The sequence below is a fragment of the Streptomyces sp. CWNU-52B genome (assembly GCF_047444975.1).
In the GTDB taxonomy this organism is placed as follows: domain Bacteria; phylum Actinomycetota; class Actinomycetes; order Streptomycetales; family Streptomycetaceae; genus Streptomyces.
This window is the reverse complement of the sequence record NZ_JBLFJV010000024.1, coordinates 1-16217: the sequence shown is the minus strand read 5'-3', so window position 1 is coordinate 16217 and position 16217 is coordinate 1. Positions and strand designations below refer to the sequence as shown.

Here is a 16217-nt window from a genome sequence, read left to right as displayed (position 1 = left end):
TTTAGGAGCCCCCTCATGACGTCCGCGTCCGCATCCACATCCATCGCCGCCTCCACGCACCTCACGCCCGCCGGCGCGACCATCCCCGGCGCCACCCACCACCTCGCGGACATCAACGGAACGCGGCTGCACTACGTCTCCGCCGGCACCACCGGTACTCCCGTCCTGCTGGTGCACGGGTGGCCGGAGACCTGGTGGGCGTTCCGCAAGCTGATCCCGCTGCTCGCACAGGCCCACCGGGTCTTCGCCCCCGACCTCCGCGGGTTCGGCGACTCCGGCAACGGCGACACCGAGTACGGCGAGGCGGTCAGCGCCGAGGACCTGCATCAGCTCGTCGCGCACATCGGCGCGGGCCCCGTCCATCTCCTCTGCCAGGACATCAGCGGCGGCACGGGCTTCCGCTTCGCGGCGACGCACCCCGAGGACGTCATCAGCTTCACCGGGGTCGAGACGGCCCTGGTCGGCTTCGGACTCGAAGCCCTGGCCGACGTGAACAACTCCGGTTCCTGGCACGTCGGTTTCCTCGGCACGCCGGGCATCCCCGGCATGCTCCTCCCGGGCCACGAACGCGAGTTGCTGGCCGACTGGGCGCTCCCCCTGATGAACGGCACGGAGGGCGCCATCACCGAGACCGACGTCGACGAGTTCGTACGGACCTACGCGCGCCCGAACGCCTGGCGGGGCACGGAGGGCCTCTACCAAGGCATCTTCACCGACAACGGCACGACCAAGGCCCTGGCCGCCACCCACCCGATCACCGCCCCCGTCCTCACCGTTGAGCGCGCCGGCCACGGAGGAATCACCGAGGCGACCTTCCGCCAGGTGACCACCGGGCAGGTCACCGCGGTGCGTCTTGAGGGTGTCGGGCATCTCATCGCCCAGGAGGCCCCTGAAGAACTCGCGGCTGCCGTACTGGAGTTCACCGGTCGGGTCGACACCGAGTGAGTCCGAGGCGAGTCCGAGCCGCGTGCGCCACCGACTTTGTCCGCCGGCCAGTCGGGCACGCCGGCGGACAAGTCATGAGTGGCTCAGCCCGTGTGGGGGCAGTTGCCGCGGTACTCCTCGATCGTCGTGCTCGCCGGAGGCAGCGGGCACAGGAACTGTTCGTAGCGGGTGTCGTTGTCGATGAACCGCTTCAGCCAGGAGAGGCTGTACTTCGCGACCGTCGTGTTCGACGAGGTCGGGGCGGAGTGCGTGGCGTTGTTCAGCTCCAGGTAGGCGCGGTTCAGGCCGGACGGCAGGCTCGTGTAGAAGGGCTCCGCGTGCGAGGAGACCGGGGCGACCGTGTCGCCGTCCGCTCCGACGATCAGGGTGGGCGTCTGGACCTCCGGCCAGGTCTTGTCCGTGTTCCACGGCGTGAGCGGGACCGCGGCCTGCAACGACGGCCGGTCCTTGGCCGCTTCGAGCGAACCACCGCCGCCCATGGAGTGCCCCATGACGCCGAGCCGGGTGCTGTCGATCCGGGTGCGGACACTGCTGCTCTGCGTCAAGTAGTCCAGGGCCGCGAGCAGTTGGTCACCGCGGGCGGCCGGCTGGTCGAGGGTGCTGAGGGTGTCGATGGTGATCACCACGAAGCCCTGGGACGCCAGCCGGGGACCCAGCCACGAGACCGACGACTGGGAAGCGGTGAACCCGGGCGAGACGGCCACCGCCCCGAAGGTCCCGTCGCTGGTGCTGGTCGGGTAGTAGACGGTACCGCCGCCGAAAGCGGTCACGCTGGCCCGGGACACGGTCGTCTGCGAGACGGCGTACGAGCCTCTCGCGGCCTCGATACTCGCGTTGGTCGGCGCCGGGCCGCGCTCGTAGGGGTTGTCCGCGGCGTGCGCCGTACCCGTGAAGGTCGTCGTCAGACCGGCGAGGGCGGCGACCGCGGTCAGCAGTGCCGTGAGCCGGCCGCGCGGTCGGCGAGGGCGCGGCGTGGGCATGTGCGTGTGCGTGGGGGGTGTGTGCACGAACGGTCCTTTCACCAGGTTCCGTGGGTGACACGGGAGCGGTGACTCCGGTGGAGCGTGTCCTGCGCATGGCTGGGCGAGTGAGCCCGTGGTGGGAGGACGTGGTGTCACGTCACGGAAGCAACGAGGGTTTCTCGGATGCGCGTCGGTGGTGCACGGTCCTGCGTGCGAAAAACAGCAACACCGTAGGACTGTTCCGGCTCAGCGCCATCGGTGAAGTCGCCGGTTCCGTCGGCGGACCGGTCGTCCGCGGGCGGACGCCCCCTCCGGGTGCCCCGCCCCCGGGCAGCCCGCAGCAGCCCGTTGCCACCGGCGGCAACGGGCTGCTGCGAAATCTCGGCGGACCGGCGGCTACAGCCGCTGAATGATCGTCCCCGTCGCCAGCGCCCCGCCCGCGCACATCGTGATCAGCGCGAACTCCTTGTCCCTGCGCTCCAGTTCATGCAGGGCCGTCGTGATGAGGCGGGCCCCGGTGGCGCCCACCGGGTGGCCCAGGGCGATGGCGCCGCCGTTCACGTTCACCTTCGCCAGGTCCTGCTCGAAGACCTGCGCCCAGCTCAGCACCACCGACGCGAACGCCTCGTTGATCTCGACGATGTCGATGTCCTTCAGCGTCATCCCGGCCTTGCCCAGGACCGCCTTCGTCGCGTCGATCGGTCCGTCCAGGTGGAAGTGCGGGTCGGAGCCCACCAGCGCCTGGGCGACGATCCGGGCGCGCGGGCGGAGCTTCAGCGCCCGCGCCATCCGCTTCGACGCCCACATGATCGCGGAGGAGCCGTCCGAGATCTGGGACGAGTTGCCCGCCGTGTGGACCGCCCGCGGCATGACCGGCTTCAGCCCCGCGAGGGCCTCCATGGAGGTGTCGCGCAGTCCCTCGTCCCGGTCCACCAGTCGCCACATGCCCTGCCCGGCGGCCTGCTCCTCCTCCGTCGTGGGCACCTGCACGGCGAACGTCTCCCGCTTGAACCGCTCCTCCGACCAGGCGACCGCCGCCCGCTCCTGCGAGACGAGCCCCAGCGTGTCCACGTCCTCCCGGGTCAGGGCACGATGGCGGGCCACCCGCTCCGCCGCCTCGAACTGGTTCGGCAGGTCCACGTTCGACTCGTCGGGGAACGGCTTGCCGGGGCCGTGCTTCGACCCGGAGCCCAGCGGCACCCGCGACATGGCCTCCACGCCGCACGAGATACCGACGTCGATCACGCCCGCCGCGACCATGTTGGCGACCATGTGCGAGGCCTGCTGCGAGGAACCGCACTGGCAGTCGACCGTCGTCGCCGCCGTCTCGTACGGCAGCCCCATCGTCAGCCAGGCCGTGCGCGCCGGATTCATCGACTGCTCGCCGGCGTGCGTCACCGTGCCGCCGACGATCTGCTCGACGCAGTCCGCCTGGATACCGGTGCGGCCGAGGAGTTCACGGTAGGTCTCGCCCAGCAGATAGGCGGGATGCAGATTGGCGAGCGCGCCACCGCGCTTGCCTATGGGGGTGCGTACGGCTTCGACGATCACGGGTTCCGCGGCCATGGGGAGTCCTCTCCTCGGGTCACCCGCGCGGCGCGGGCGTCCCGGCCCACCCGCCACGCTGAACTAGTACGCGTTCTAGTTCTGTGTGCAGTCTGCTGACCCGGCGCCGGTCACCGCAAGGGTCGTGCAGCTCCCGAAGTCGTGATCTGCACGAATCCCGCACGGAATTCGGGGTGCCGCGCCTCTTGCCTCTTGTAGAACCCGTTACTACCTTCACGGCACATCCCGGCTTCTGATGGGCCGTCAGGACGGCGAGGTGGGCCGTACCCGTCGGGACCCGACCGTCGCACGACTGGAGTTGCCGATGCCCTGTCCAGCGCTGCCCGACGGGTTCGATTTCACCGACCCCGATGTGCTGCACCACCGTGTGCCCCTCCCGGAGTTCGCCGAGCTGCGCCGCGCCGAACCGGTCCGCTGGATCCCCCAGGCGCCGGGCCTCGCCGGCTTCGGGGACGAGGGCTACTGGGCCGTCACCCGGCACGCCGACGTCAAGTACGTGTCCACGCACCCCGAGTTGTTCTCCTCCACCCTCAACACCGCGATCATCCGCTTCAACGAGCACATGGAGCGCGACGCGATCGACGCCCAGCGGCTGATCCTGCTCAACATGGACCCGCCCGAGCACACCCGGGTCCGCCAGATCGTCCAGCGCGGCTTCACCCCGCGCGCCATCCGCGCCCTGGAGGACAACCTGCACGCGCGCGCGGGCCGGATCGTGGAGACCGCCCTCGCCAACGCGGGCCCCGGCGGCTCCTTCGACTTCGTCACCGAGGTCGCCTGCGAACTGCCCCTCCAGGCGATAGCGGAGCTCATCGGCATCCCGCAGGACGACCGCGCCAAGATCTTCGACTGGTCCAACAAGATGATCGCGTACGACGACCCGGAGTACGCCATCACCGAGGAGATCGGCCAGGAGGCAGCCACCGAGATCCTCGCCTACGCGATGAACATGTCCGCCGACCGCAAGCAGTGCCCCGCCAAGGACATCGCCACCACACTGGTGGCCGCCGAGAACGAGGGCAACCTCGCCTCCGACGAGTTCGGCTTCTTCGTGCTGATGCTGGCCGTCGCGGGCAACGAGACGACCCGTAACGCCATCACGCACGGCATGCACGCCTTCCTCACCCACCCCGACCAGTGGGACCTCTACAAGCGGGAGCGCCCGGCAACCGCCGCCGAGGAGATCGTCCGCTGGGCCACCCCCGTCGTCTCCTTCCAGCGCACGGCCACCCAGGACACCGAACTGGCCGGCAAGCAGATCAGGAAGGGCGACCGCGTCGGCCTCTTCTACTCCTCCGCCAACAACGACCCGGAGGTCTTCGACCACCCCGAGGTCTTCGACGTCGCACGCGACCCGAACCCGCACCTCGGCTTCGGGGGCGGCGGCCCGCACTTCTGCCTCGGCAAGTCCCTGGCCACCCTGGAGATCGACCTCATCTTCAACGCGATCGCCGACGCGATGCCCGCGATGCGCCTGGCCGGGGACCCGCGCCGGCTGCGCTCGGCCTGGCTCAACGGTGTGAAGGAGCTGCAGGTCAGCGCCGGTTGACCACACCCCGGGGAGGCAGGGCGTTCCCCTCCGCCGCGCCCCGCCTCCCCGGGTCCCCTTCCGGCGGTACCCGGTGAACGTTTTTGATCCGTCGCGCGTCTTCACAGGTGGCACAGCCAACTCACACCTTCGAAGACTTCGAACGGAAACGCCGAGCCGTGGTCACAGCCGACCTGTCCCCCATCCGGCCGGAGGGCGTCCTGGCCTCCCGGAAGCGGGACCTCCGACCGGTCTGGAGGCGGCACCGGGTGCCCCTCCTCGCCACTCTTCCCACCGTTCCGCTGTACGTGCTGTGGTGGCTGTTCCTCGCCACCGGCGGCGGTGACCTCGCCGCACAGGAGGCCTGGGCCGACTTCGCCTCCCGGCACAGCGGTTCGGCGTACAGCCTCTTCTGGTACGGCGGGATGCACACCGCCAACTACAGCCTGATCTCGCCCTACCTGATGGCGGCCTTCGGCGTGCGGACGGTCACCGTGGCGGCCGGGCTCGTCGCCGCCTGGCTGGCCGCGGCCCTCCTCGTCCGTACGGGGATCCGCCGCCCGCTCGGCCCCGCGCTGCTCGCGTCACTCGCCCTGTGGTGCAACGTCGCGTCGGGGCGTACGACCTTCGCACTCGGCGTGGCCCTCGCACTCGCGGCCTGTGTGACGCTGACCCGGGAGCGGCGCACACCGTCCGCCGTGGCGTACGCGGCGCTCTCGGCCATGGCCAGCCCGGTGGCGGGCCTGTTCCTGGTCGTCGCGGGCGCCGGCCACGCCCTCGTACGGGACCGGGCGCGGGCCGCCGCGCTCATCGTGCCCCCGGTGCTGGTGGTGGGCGCGACCACGCTGCTCTTCCCGTTCACCGGCGAGCAGCTGATGCCCGCCTCCCGGATCTGGCCGCCGGCGCTGCTCGGTGTGGTCGTGCTGACGCTGGCGCCGCGCGACTGGCTGGTGCTGCGCCGGGGCGCCGCCGTGTACGCGGCCGGGACGGTCCTCACGTTCCTGGTCCCCTCCCCGGTCGGCACGAACGTGGAGCGCCTCGCGGAACTGTTCGCCCCCGCCGCCCTGCTCGCCGCGCTGCTCGCGGTACCGGGATCGGCATCGGGTTCAGGGGACCCGGTGGAGTCCCGGTGGCGCAGGAACAGAAGGAGACGGGTCGCGCTCACGATGGCGCTCGTCTTCTCCGTGTGCTGGGTCGGCAAGAAGACCGTCGACGATCTGGAGGTGTCCACGGTGGTGCCCGCCTGGGCCCACGACACCACCAGCGTCGTGGCGGCCCTGGACCGGCTCGGCGCCGACCGTACGCGGGTCGAGGTGGTCCCGGCCCGCAACCACCGCGAGGCCACCGCGCTCGCCCCGCACGTGAACCTGGCGCGCGGCTGGAACCGGCAGCTGGACATGGAGCGCGGGCGGCTCTTCTACGACGGCACGTTCTCGGCGGAGACCTACCGTGCCTGGCTGGACCGGTGGGCGGTCGGTTTCGTCGTGCTGCCCTCGGGAAAGCCGGACGGCTTCGCGGAGGACGAGGCACGCCTGGTCAGGGACGGCACACCCTGGCTTGAGCCGGTGTGGCAGGACACGAACTGGCGGGTCTACCGGGTGCGCGGGGCGGTGCCGCTGGTGTCGTCGCCCGCGTCGGTCGTACGGGCCGACAGCGCCGAGGTCGTGGTGCGCGTCCCACGCCCCGGCACGGTGACCGTGCGGGTCGCCTACTCGCCCTGGCTGTACGCCGAGGGCGGCTGCCTCAAGAAGGAGGGCGAGTTCACGCGGCTGACGGTGACCTCGCCGGGTGAGTACCGGATCAGCTCGGGGTACGGTCCTTCGCCGGGCCCGGCTCCCCGCTGCTGACCGCCTGCGCTTCCTCGGCCGCCTGCGCCTCCTGGGCCGGGTGGGTCTCGTTGGCCGCCTTCGCGAGCGCGAGCGGCCGGGGCCTGGGCCCCTGGAGCAGGTAGGTCAGCCCGAAGCCCGCGCCGACGACGGCCGCGCCGCCCACCGCGTCCAGCACCCAGTGGTTGCCGGTCGCCACGATCGCGGAGACCGTGAACAGCGGGTGGAGCAGACCGAGGGCCTTCATCCACCACTTCGGGGCGAGGATCGCGATGACGAGCCCGCACCACAGCGACCAGCCGAAGTGCAGCGAGGGCATCGCCGCGTACTGGTTGGTGAGCGCGGTCAGCGTCCCGTAGTCCGGCTTGGAGAAGTCCTGCACGCCGTGCACGGTGTCGATGAAGCCGAGGCCCGGCATCAGGCGCGGCGGGGCCAGCGGGTAGAGCCAGAACCCGACGAGCGCGAACAGCGTGGCGAAGCCGAGCGCCGCACGGGCCCAGCGGTAGTCGGCGGGCCTGCGCGCGTACAGGACGCCGAGGACGCTGAGCGGGACCACGAAGTGGAACGACGTGTAGTAGAAGTTGAAGAAGTCCTCCAGCCACCCCACCTTCGTCACCGTGTGGTTGACCCAGTGCTCGATGTCGATGAAGAAGAACTGCTCGATGGAGTGGACCTGCTCGCCGTGGTGCTCGGCGGTGGCCCGGCCGCCGGTGTTGGTACCACCGGTCGCCGCGAGTCTGACCTGCTGGTACGCGGAGTAGCCGACGCGGATCAGCAGCAGTTCGAGGAGGAGGTTCGGCCGGGTGAGGACCCTGCCGAGGAACGGCAGCAGGGGCACCCGCCGCCAGCGCGCGGGCACCGGATCCGCGTACCGGGTCGGGATCGGTGAGCGGTAGTGCTCGGACGTGCGGGACAGGAACGGGACCGCGACCGCCGCGGCGAGGGCGGCGATCAGCACGACGTTGTCACGCAGCGGGTAGAGCGCCGCCATGTTCGGCAGCATCATCTTGGCCGGAAGCGTCATCACGAGGATGACGGCGACCGGCCACACGTACCGGTCGCCCGCCTTCTTGCCGACCCGGCCGGCCATCGCGAGCAGCACCCACAGCAGCTGGTGCTGCCAGGTGGTCGGCGCCACGGCGACGGCGACGCAGCCGGTGACCGCGACGGCGAGCAGCAGCTGCCCGTCGCGGGCGTAGCGCACGGCGCGGCGCAGGCCGAGCACGGCGACGGCCGTGCCGAGCGCGAGGAAGAGCGCGATCTCCAGCGGGCCCTCGGCACCGAGGCGCAGCAGCGCCCCGTGCAGCGACTGGTTGGCGAGGTCGTCGGCGGGCCTGCCGAGACCGACCCCGGCCAGGTGGTGCACCCAGTAGCGGTACGAGTCGTGCGGCATCGCCGCCCACGCGAGCGCGGTGGACGCGGCGAAGGTGAGCGCGGCGGAGACGGCGGCGCGGCGGCGGCCGGTGAACCACAGGAGCGGCGCGAAGAGCAGGACGGTCGGCTGCAGGGCCGCGGCGAGGCCGATCAGTACCCCGCTGACCCGTTCCCCTCGTACGGCGAAACAGCCGAGGAGCACCAGCAGGACCGGGATGATGCTGGTCTGGCCGAGGTAGAGCGCGTTGCGCACGGGGAGCGACAGCATCAGCAGGCTGATCGCGACGGGCGCGGCCAGCAGCGCCGTACGGCGGCCCACGGGCTGGGGCAGGGCGCGCGCGGCGACCAGGCCGAGGGCGACGACCAGCAGCAGCGTGCCGAAGGTCCAGCCCCAGCCGAGCGCCTGCTCGGCGGCCTTGGTGAGGGGCTTGAGGACGAGTCCGCTGAACGGTGTGCCCGTGAAACGCGTCGAGTCGTACAGCGACCCGTTCACATGCAGCACGCCGTCGGGTCCGACCCAGGTCTCCAGCTCCGTCAGACGCTCGCCCTTCGGCGTACTCAGGACGGCGGCGACCTGCCGTACCGCCAGGACCGCGGCGATCAGCCAGAGGCCCGCGCGGACCACTCCCAGCCGTGCCTTCGCCGTCCCGGGCGCCGCCGCCCCGAAGGCATCACCTGGTCGTCCACCGTGCTCCACATTCGCCACGTGCCGTCGGCCCTCCCGCCCCGTTCATCCCCTGTGTCCTCATGCATCACCATGAGTACCCATCGGTCTCGTGCGTCTGTTTCCCGTTCGAACTCTACGAGGCTCGCACCACCCCCGTTGTGAGACGCAGGCAACCCCCACTTCACCTGACGTGCGTCAGCCTTTCGCCCGGATGAATGTGTTGTACGGCCGATACGGCTCCACGGCACGCCGCCACGCGCGGCCGTGACGGGAATACAACCACCCGACCTGGGGGTAACCGTCTATATTCGGCAACAGAACTAGTTAGAGAACCTAACTAGACAGACGAAAGGCCTACCGCATGACCGAGCCGCAGCTCTGGCACGACGTGGACGACTACTTCACCGGCCTCCTCGCCCCGCCGGACGCCGCCCTGACCGACGCGCTGCGCGACAGCGACGCGGCCGGGCTGCCCCAGATCAACGTCGCCCCGAACCAGGGCAAGCTGCTGCATCTCCTCGCCGTGATCCAGGGCGCGACGCGCATCCTGGAGATCGGCACGCTCGGCGGCTACAGCACCATCTGGCTGGCCCGCGCGCTCCCTCAGGACGGCCGGCTGATCACCCTGGAGTACAGCGAACAGCACGCCGAGGTGGCCCGGCACAACCTCGCCCGCGCCGGCCTGGACAAGATCACCGAGGTCCGGGTGGGGCCCGCCCTGCTCGGCCTGCGGACGCTGGCCGACGAGAACCCCGACCCCTTCGACGTGGTCTTCATCGACGCGGACAAGGTGAACAACGCCCGCTATGTGGAGTGGGCCGTGAAGCTCACCCGACCGGGCAGCCTGATCATCCTCGACAACGTCGTCCGCGGCGGCGCCGTCACCGACGCCACCACCGACGACCCGAGCGTGCGGGGCACCCGCGAGGCCCTCGACCTCTTCGCCCAGCACCCCGAGCTGACCGCGACGGCGATCCAGACGGTGGGGGTGAAGGGGTACGACGGGTTCGCCCTGGCGCGCGTGCTGCCCTAGACGCGCGACGGGCCGGGGCGCCGGCGCCCCGACGCGCCACAGAGGGGGCCCCGCCCCCCTCAAGGACTTCCCGGGTTCTCAGGCCTCGTGGTAGAAGCCCACGTTCACGCTGCGCGGACCCGTACGGTCCTGGACTATCAGCTCGCCGGAGCCGCCGGTGGGCAGCGTCGCCGTGCCGCCGTACGGAAGGGCCTGCTGAACCCCGCCCGTCAGCACGAGCCGCACCTCGGACGAGGGGTCGTCGTGCGAGCCCCGCAGCCAGGTCACCTGCCAGACCCCGTCGGGCCCGCAGAGGAACTCCAGGTGGACCCGGGAGACGAACAGCCAGTCGTCGGGCGTCGCGAGGCGGCACGTGCCCCGGTCGCGCCCCACCCGCAGCACGGCTCCCGGCTCGCTCGGCGCGTCGGCCATCTGCATTCCGGCCGTCGCGCCGGCGTCCGTACCGGACACCGTGGCCATGGTGAGTTCGAGCACGTGCGCTCCTTCGTCCCCCGCGTTCCCGCGTTCCGATTGTCCCGCGCCGGAACGTGCTGGACGCCCGGCGACCTTTCGCCGCCGAATGATAATTCGCCCGGACCCCCACCGTCCGCCGCGGCCCGACACAGTCGCATACCGTTCGGCGTGCTCGTACGTCCCGCCGGGGCCCGCTGCCAGGTCCCGTGGGCCCGCTGACCCGGGACCCCTCCGGCACAATGGACGTATGACCGAGCGCAAACCTCCCGGGGTCGGCTTCGAGTCCTGGGTCGACAAGCAGATCCGCGACGCGGAGGCCCGCGGTGAGTTCACCGAACTCGCCGGTGCGGGCAAGCCGCTGCCGAGCGGCCCCGACACGTCGTACGACGAACTGTGGTGGATCAAGCAGAAGATGGCCCGCGAGGGCTTGTCCGTACTGCCTCCGACGCTGGCGTTGCGCAAGGAGGCCGAGGACGCGCTGGAGGCGGCCGCCGCGGCGCCCTCGGAGCGTGTGGTGCGGGAGATCGTCACGGAGATCAACGTGCGGATCCGCGAGATGATGTTCAAGCCGCCGCCGGGTCCGCCTCTGGGACTCAAGCCGTACGACGTGGAGGAGATCGTCCGCGCGTGGCACGAGCGCCGCGCCCGGCACGACTGAGGCCCCGCCCCGGCACGTCACCCGGGCAGGGCCTCCTTCACGGTGGGGTCAGACCTTCGGCACCGTGGGGTCAGATCTTCAGCAGGCGTTCCGTCAGCTCGCGGTAGTCGCGCAGGGCCAGCCGCAGTTGCTCCGTCTCGGCCCTGTCCTTGTCGCCGCCCGTGGTCTGCCAGGACGTGCGCAGGGCGCGCCGCCGCTCGGTGACGGCGTCGGTGAACCGCTCCACGACCTCCTGGAGCACCTGGTCCGCCTCCTCGACCGAGCCCTTGGGCCCGTCGACGAACCCGGCGACCGCGTGCTGCAGTCGCAACGACCACTTGTCGCCGTCGCCGTGCGGCATGAGCCGCCCGCTGGTGCCGGCGGCGGTCCCGGCGTTCACCCTCGCCTCGGCACCGAGGACGGCCTCACGGGACGCGCCGCTCCGGCCGCCCGTGCCTGTGCCCTCGCTCGTACCCGTACGCGTACCTGTACCTGTACCCGTGTCCGTGTCCGGGGCGGTGGCGGGGCCGCCCGGAGCGGGCACGAGCCTCTCGCCGACGAGCGTGTCCCGGCCTTCGCGGGCACGCTCCTCACGGGCGTGTTCGTTCGGTTCGCTCTGGGTGCTCTGGGTGCGCTGCGTGTTCTGTGTGCGCTGCGTGTTCTGTGCGCTCTGTTCGTTCCGCTGGTCCGGCATGCGTCTCAACTCCCCTTGGCGTCGCGCCTGTTGAGCGCCCACGGCAGGTGCGACCGGCCACGGGCACTGTCGTCGTCGGTCCGGGTGGTGGTCGCCGCTCCTCCCGCGTCGGTCTTCCGCGCCGAGGCGGAGGCAGGGGTGGCGGCGGAGGCAGAGGCGGAGGTCAGGGTCTCGAAGAGGGCGCGGGCCTCGACCAGGGCCTCGCGCAGTTCCTCCGTGTCGGCCCGGTCCGCGCCGGCGGCGTTCGGGTGCGCGGCCAGGTGGACCCGCCGGTACCCGTTCACGTGGTGCGCGTGGTGCACGGACAGCGCGGCGAGCTGCTCCTCGTAACGGTCGCCGTCCGGGAAGCCGCGCGCGCCCGCCACCTCGGAGACCAGCCGGTCCGCCTCGACGACGGCGTCCCGCGGCGAGTCGACGAACTGCTCCTGGATCGCGGTCCAGCGGACCGCGTACCGCTCGCGCGCCGCCGGGTCCAGCGGCTGCTCGCGCAGCGAACCGTGCTGCTTCACCCGCTCTTCGAGTTCGCGTTCGGCGGCCTGGGTGTCGCCGTCGTGCCGGGCGACCACCCGGTCGTACTCGGGCCCGAAGCGCCGCTTCAGACCTCGCCCGCCGCCCGCCCCGCGGGCCGTCACGAGCCGGGCGGCCACGACGGCGACAAGGGCCACCGCGACCACGATCAGAACGATGATCACGCCTGTGGACATGGATTGCCTTCCGGGTTCGGGGCCCAGCGGGCCGCTTCACAGCCCGTGTTGCCCGGACGCGGACACCCAAACGGGCGCGGCCCGGATCCGGACCGCGCGGAACCTCAAGCAGGCCGCGGGTCGACTCGCCTCGTGGGCCTCACTCGCGGATCGCACTTCGCCGGTCTCGCTCGCCCGTCTCGCTCGCCCGTCTCGCTCGCCGGTCTCACGTACCGGTCTCACTTGGCGAGGCGGGTCCGGTCGGCCGGCCGCGGCGCCGACTCCTCGTGCGGGCGCTCCCCGTCGGACCCGCACAGCTCGGAGTTGAGCTCCCGCACGAGCTGGACGAGGTCGGTGGGCCGGTCCGGGCCCCACCAGTCGCCGAGGAGCTCGGCGAGGGACTCCTCCCGGGCCCCGGACAGCCGCTCGGCCACCTCACGGCCTTGCTCGGTGAGGACGAGGTCGAGGCCCTCGCGTACGGCGAGACGCCGCTCCTCCACCTGCCGGGCGGCCGCGATGACGACCGGCAGGGGCACCGCGCTGTACTCGGCGAGGGCGGCGGGCTCGGCCCAGCCGTGCCGCCGGATGCGCAGCAGCAGCCAGCTCGCGGCGGGCAGCAGGTCGTACCCGGCGCGGGCGGTGATCTTCTCGTAGATCTGCCGCCGCCCCTCGCGGGTGCCGAGCACGGACAGCGCGCGGCACACCTCGTCGTAGGAGGAGCGTTCGACGGGGTTGCTGGCGAGCGTCTGGGTGGCGTCGGGTGCCGTCACCGAGCCGCGCAGCTTGTCCTCGCGCAGGAACCAGGCGAGCACGAAGCCGACGAGGGTGACCGGGGCCGCGTACAGGAAGACGTCCGTGATGGAGACCGCGTACGCCTCGACGACCGGCGGCCGGAGCAGGGCAGGCAGCTCGCCGATGATCTTCGGGTCGGACTTCAGCGCGTCGGCGCTCAGCCCCGGCGGGAGCCGCTGTCCGCGGAGCACGTCGGTCAGCTGGTCGCCCAGGCGGCTCGCGAAGAGCGAGCCGAAGATGGCGACGCCGAACGAGGCGCCGATGGAGCGGAAGAAGGTGGCGCCCGAGGTGGCGACGCCCAGGTCCTCGTACGTGACGGCGTTCTGCACGATCAGGACGAGGACCTGCATGACGAGGCCGAGGCCCAGGCCGAAGACGAGGAAGTACACGCTCATCTCGCCCGTGGAGCTGTCCACGTCGAGCTGATGGAGGAGCACCAGGCCCAGGGCCGTCACGGCGGTGCCCGCGATGGGGAAGACCTTCCAGCGGCCGGTGCGGCTGACGATCTGCCCGGACAGGGTCGAGGAGAACAGCAGCCCCGCCACCATCGGCAGCATGTGGACGCCCGACATGGTGGGTGTCACGCCCTGGACGACCTGGAGGAACGTCGGCAGGTACGTCATGGCGCCGAACATCGCGAAGCCGACGACGAAGCTGATCACGGCGGCGAGCACGAAGGTGCGGATCCGGAACAGCTTCAGCGGGAGCACCGGTTCGGCGGCGCGGCGCTCGACGGCCACGAAGGCCGCGGCGAGCACGACGGCCAGCACCGCCAGGCCGATGATCCGCGCCGAGCCCCAGGCCCAGGTGGAGCCGCCGAGCGAGGCGACGAGGACCAGGCAGGTGGCGACGGCCGCGATCAGGAACGTACCGAGGTAGTCGATCGTGTGCCGCCGCGAGCGGACCGGGATGTGCAGCACGGCGGCGATGACGGCGAGCGCGACGACCCCGACGGGAAGGTTGATGTAGAAGACCCAGCGCCAGCTCAGATGCTCGGTGAACAGCCCGCCGAGCAGCGGCCCGAGGACGCTGGTGGCGCCGAAGACCGCACCGAACAGGCCCTGGTACTTGCCCCTCTCCCGGGGCGGGACGAGGTCGCCGACGATCGCCATCGACAGCACGATGAGCCCGCCGCCGCCGAGGCCCTGAAGGGCGCGGAAGGCGATCAGCTGGGGCATGTTCTGCGCCATGCCGCACAGCGCCGAGCCGATCAGGAAGATCACGACGGCGATCTGGAACAGCTTCTTGCGTCCGTACTGGTCCCCGAGCTTGCCCCAGAGCGGGGTGGCGGCGGTGGAGGCCAGCAGGTAGGCCGTGACGACCCACGACAGGTGGTCGAGGCCGCCGAGGTCGCTGACGATCGTCGGCAGCGCGGTCGACACGATCGTCTGGTCGAGCGCGGCCAGCAGCATGCCCAGGAGCAGCGCCCCGATCGAGACGAGGACACCGCCCTGTACGTGCTGCGGCACGGCGGTGGCACCGCGCGAGTGATCCCTGCCCTGCGCGCGGTGTGCGTCCTCGGCCATGAAGACCTCCCGGCCACGAGAAACCCGTTCCTCTCCCCATCCTGGTCGGTGTGACCGGTTATGGCCTGTTGAATTCGGCCAGGTGTCCGGGATTCCGGGGGTAACCCGGAGATTGTGTGGAGGGGGTCTGCATAATCGCTGGAGTTCGTACGGAGAGGGATTCACACGTGAGCGACCCCAGCGGCCACATATGCCCGGAGTGCGGGGCCCCCAGGGAGACCGGGGGCTCTCCGACATGCGGCTGCGCCCGCAGAGCGGCGGACGAGCTGCTGGAGACCCGGACCGCCGAGGCAGCCGCCGCGGAGGACTTCGACCCGCTGCGCATACGCCCCTACGTGGACCTGGAGGTACGGGCGGAGGCTTCCGCGGGCACCCCCGAGGACGTCCCCGAGGACGCGGGAACCATCGCGATCCCGAAACAGCGCAAGCACCCCGAGCCACGCCTGCCCTCACCCCCGCCGCCCTCACCGCCCCCCGGCTTCGCCGACTTCCCGGACGCCGAGGACCCCGCCGAGAACACGACCGGCAGCCGACGCCGCCGCTTCGCGCTCGTGGGCGCGGGTGCCACTGCCGTGGTGGTCGCGGCCGCCGGGTTCGCGAGCGGACTGTTCTCGTACGAGTCGCCGTCGCGGAACGACGCGGCCCCGGACGACATACGCGCGAGCGTGCCGGACGCGTCCGTGGCCGAGCGGCCCCCGCCGGACTCCGCGTCACCGTCGGCGTCGACGTCGGCCTCGGCGTCCGAGTCGACCGGCGTGAGTTCGAGTGCGAGTGCGACGGAGTCGGCCGCCTCGAACAAGAAGCCGACGGAGTCGGCGACTCCGTCCCGTACGACCGCCACGACGCGAGCGCCCGGGGAGGAGAACTCGCCGGACCCCGACGAGCCGTCCCCCGAACCGACGGACCGAACCGAACAGCCGGTGGTGCTGCGCCCCGGCGACGAGGGCCCCGAGGTCACCGAACTACAGCTGCGCCTCAAGCAGTTGGCCCTGTACGTGGGCAACGCGGACGGCGACTACGACAACCGAACAGAGAACGCGGTACGCAACTACCAACTCACCCGGGGCATCAACGAGAACCGCGGCATCTACGACCAACTGACCCGCCAGCGCCTGGAGTCAGAAACCAAAGAGCCATAACCCCATCCGGAACCACAAGTTCAGGCCCCCGGATCCCCGGGTACAACTCCAACCAACACCCCAACAACCAACCCCTAAGGGGCGCGGGGAACTGCGCGCTCAACCCCCACCAAGGCCGCACTCACCACCGGCCTCAAGCCCACCATCCCCTAGGGGCGCGGGGAACTGCGCACTCAGCCCCCACCGGCGGCGCACCCAACACACAACCCCAGCCCACCCAAGGGGCGCGGGGAACGGCGCACCCAGCCCCCACCGAGCCCGCACCCGACATCACCCCAGGTGCAACCGCACACCCTCACTCCCCAAAACCTCGACCCGAACCCCCCGAAGATCCCGAACAACCGCATCCGGCCGATGAACCCCGGCCCGCCCCCCAACCCCCACAACCCGCA

Annotated in this window: 13 protein-coding genes; 6 read left to right on the top strand and 7 right to left on the bottom strand. The window is 71.3% G+C overall.

The window, feature by feature from the left end; translation table 11 throughout:
* The first annotated feature begins 15 nt into the window (after positions 1 to 15).
* A complete protein-coding gene (locus ACLVWQ_RS23275; protein WP_414111069.1) occupies positions 16 to 945 on the top strand; it encodes an alpha/beta fold hydrolase in 930 nt (309 codons plus the stop codon).
* 83 nt (positions 946 to 1028) lie between these two features.
* Here the strand turns inward: ACLVWQ_RS23275 and ACLVWQ_RS23270 are convergent, their stop codons facing one another.
* Both ACLVWQ_RS23270 and ACLVWQ_RS23265 read right to left on the bottom strand, forming a co-directional pair.
* Entirely contained in the window at positions 1029 to 1925 is an 897-nt protein-coding gene (locus ACLVWQ_RS23270; protein WP_414111068.1) for an alpha/beta hydrolase, read from the bottom strand.
* A gap of 378 nt (positions 1926 to 2303) precedes the next feature.
* Positions 2304 to 3473 carry a steroid 3-ketoacyl-CoA thiolase gene (locus ACLVWQ_RS23265; protein ID WP_414111067.1) on the bottom strand — a complete coding sequence of 390 codons (1170 nt, stop codon included), beginning with the start codon at positions 3471 to 3473 and terminating at the stop codon, positions 2304 to 2306.
* A gap of 304 nt (positions 3474 to 3777) precedes the next feature.
* On the opposite strand from ACLVWQ_RS23265, the gene ACLVWQ_RS23260 reads away from it, so the two are divergent.
* Positions 3778 to 5022 carry a cytochrome P450 gene (locus ACLVWQ_RS23260; protein WP_414111066.1) on the top strand — a complete coding sequence of 415 codons (1245 nt, stop codon included), beginning with the start codon at positions 3778 to 3780 and terminating at the stop codon, positions 5020 to 5022.
* A 158-nt stretch (positions 5023 to 5180) separates the two neighbouring features.
* Positions 5181 to 6848, top strand: a complete 1668-nt coding sequence (locus ACLVWQ_RS23255; RefSeq protein WP_414111065.1) for a hypothetical protein — start codon at positions 5181 to 5183, stop codon at positions 6846 to 6848.
* Here ACLVWQ_RS23255 and ACLVWQ_RS23250 read toward each other — a convergent pair.
* Positions 6802 to 8907 carry a bifunctional glycosyltransferase 87/phosphatase PAP2 family protein gene (locus ACLVWQ_RS23250; RefSeq protein ID WP_414111064.1) on the bottom strand — a complete coding sequence of 702 codons (2106 nt, stop codon included), beginning with the start codon at positions 8905 to 8907 and terminating at the stop codon, positions 6802 to 6804. The genes ACLVWQ_RS23255 and ACLVWQ_RS23250 overlap by 47 nt on opposite strands.
* 322 nt (positions 8908 to 9229) lie before the next feature.
* Here ACLVWQ_RS23250 and ACLVWQ_RS23245 point away from each other — a divergent pair, with 322 nt between their 5' ends.
* Positions 9230 to 9901, top strand: a complete 672-nt coding sequence (locus ACLVWQ_RS23245) for an O-methyltransferase (protein ID WP_414111063.1) — start codon at positions 9230 to 9232, stop codon at positions 9899 to 9901.
* A 78-nt stretch (positions 9902 to 9979) separates the two neighbouring features.
* Here the strand turns inward: ACLVWQ_RS23245 and ACLVWQ_RS23240 are convergent, their stop codons facing one another.
* The gene (locus ACLVWQ_RS23240) at positions 9980 to 10375 is read right to left on the bottom strand and encodes a hypothetical protein (protein WP_414111061.1); all 396 of its coding nucleotides are present in this window, start codon (positions 10373 to 10375) and stop codon (positions 9980 to 9982) included.
* A gap of 226 nt (positions 10376 to 10601) precedes the next feature.
* Between ACLVWQ_RS23240 and ACLVWQ_RS23235 the strand changes: the two genes are divergently transcribed.
* Positions 10602 to 11012: a DUF1992 domain-containing protein gene (locus ACLVWQ_RS23235; RefSeq protein ID WP_414111060.1), complete on the top strand. Its 411-nt coding sequence runs from the start codon at positions 10602 to 10604 to the stop codon at positions 11010 to 11012.
* A gap of 70 nt (positions 11013 to 11082) precedes the next feature.
* Here the strand turns inward: ACLVWQ_RS23235 and ACLVWQ_RS23230 are convergent, their stop codons facing one another.
* The 3 genes from ACLVWQ_RS23230 to ACLVWQ_RS23220 all read right to left on the bottom strand — a co-directional run bounded on the left by ACLVWQ_RS23230 (position 11083) and on the right by ACLVWQ_RS23220 (position 14686).
* Complete coding sequence (locus ACLVWQ_RS23230) at positions 11083 to 11685, bottom strand: hypothetical protein (protein ID WP_414111059.1); 603 nt, start codon at positions 11683 to 11685, stop codon at positions 11083 to 11085.
* A gap of 5 nt (positions 11686 to 11690) precedes the next feature.
* The gene (locus ACLVWQ_RS23225) at positions 11691 to 12389 is read right to left on the bottom strand and encodes a hypothetical protein (RefSeq protein ID WP_414111058.1); all 699 of its coding nucleotides are present in this window, start codon (positions 12387 to 12389) and stop codon (positions 11691 to 11693) included.
* Between the two features lie 218 nt (positions 12390 to 12607).
* Positions 12608 to 14686, bottom strand: a complete 2079-nt coding sequence (locus tag ACLVWQ_RS23220) for a DHA2 family efflux MFS transporter permease subunit (protein WP_414111057.1) — start codon at positions 14684 to 14686, stop codon at positions 12608 to 12610.
* Between the two features lie 167 nt (positions 14687 to 14853).
* On the opposite strand from ACLVWQ_RS23220, the gene ACLVWQ_RS23215 reads away from it, so the two are divergent.
* Positions 14854 to 15825, top strand: coding sequence for a peptidoglycan-binding domain-containing protein (locus ACLVWQ_RS23215; RefSeq protein WP_414111056.1), 972 nt, complete (start codon positions 14854 to 14856; stop codon positions 15823 to 15825).
* Positions 15826 to 16217: the final 392 nt, after the last annotated feature.

Bases quoted from the DNA above. Each gene is read 5' to 3' on its own strand.
- ACLVWQ_RS23275 (WP_414111069.1), top strand. From the start codon at position 16: ATGACGTCCGCGTCCGCATCCACATCCATCGCCGCCTCCACGCACCTC.
- ACLVWQ_RS23270 (WP_414111068.1), bottom strand. From the start codon at position 1,925: ATGCCCACGCCGCGCCCTCGCCGACCGCGCGGCCGGCTCACGGCACTG.
- ACLVWQ_RS23265 (WP_414111067.1), bottom strand. From the start codon at position 3,473: ATGGCCGCGGAACCCGTGATCGTCGAAGCCGTACGCACCCCCATAGGC.
- ACLVWQ_RS23260 (WP_414111066.1), top strand. From the start codon at position 3,778: ATGCCCTGTCCAGCGCTGCCCGACGGGTTCGATTTCACCGACCCCGAT.
- ACLVWQ_RS23245 (WP_414111063.1), top strand. From the start codon at position 9,230: ATGACCGAGCCGCAGCTCTGGCACGACGTGGACGACTACTTCACCGGC.
- ACLVWQ_RS23235 (WP_414111060.1), top strand. From the start codon at position 10,602: ATGACCGAGCGCAAACCTCCCGGGGTCGGCTTCGAGTCCTGGGTCGAC.
- ACLVWQ_RS23230 (WP_414111059.1), bottom strand. From the start codon at position 11,685: ATGCCGGACCAGCGGAACGAACAGAGCGCACAGAACACGCAGCGCACA.
- ACLVWQ_RS23225 (WP_414111058.1), bottom strand. From the start codon at position 12,389: ATGTCCACAGGCGTGATCATCGTTCTGATCGTGGTCGCGGTGGCCCTT.
- ACLVWQ_RS23220 (WP_414111057.1), bottom strand. From the start codon at position 14,686: ATGGCCGAGGACGCACACCGCGCGCAGGGCAGGGATCACTCGCGCGGT.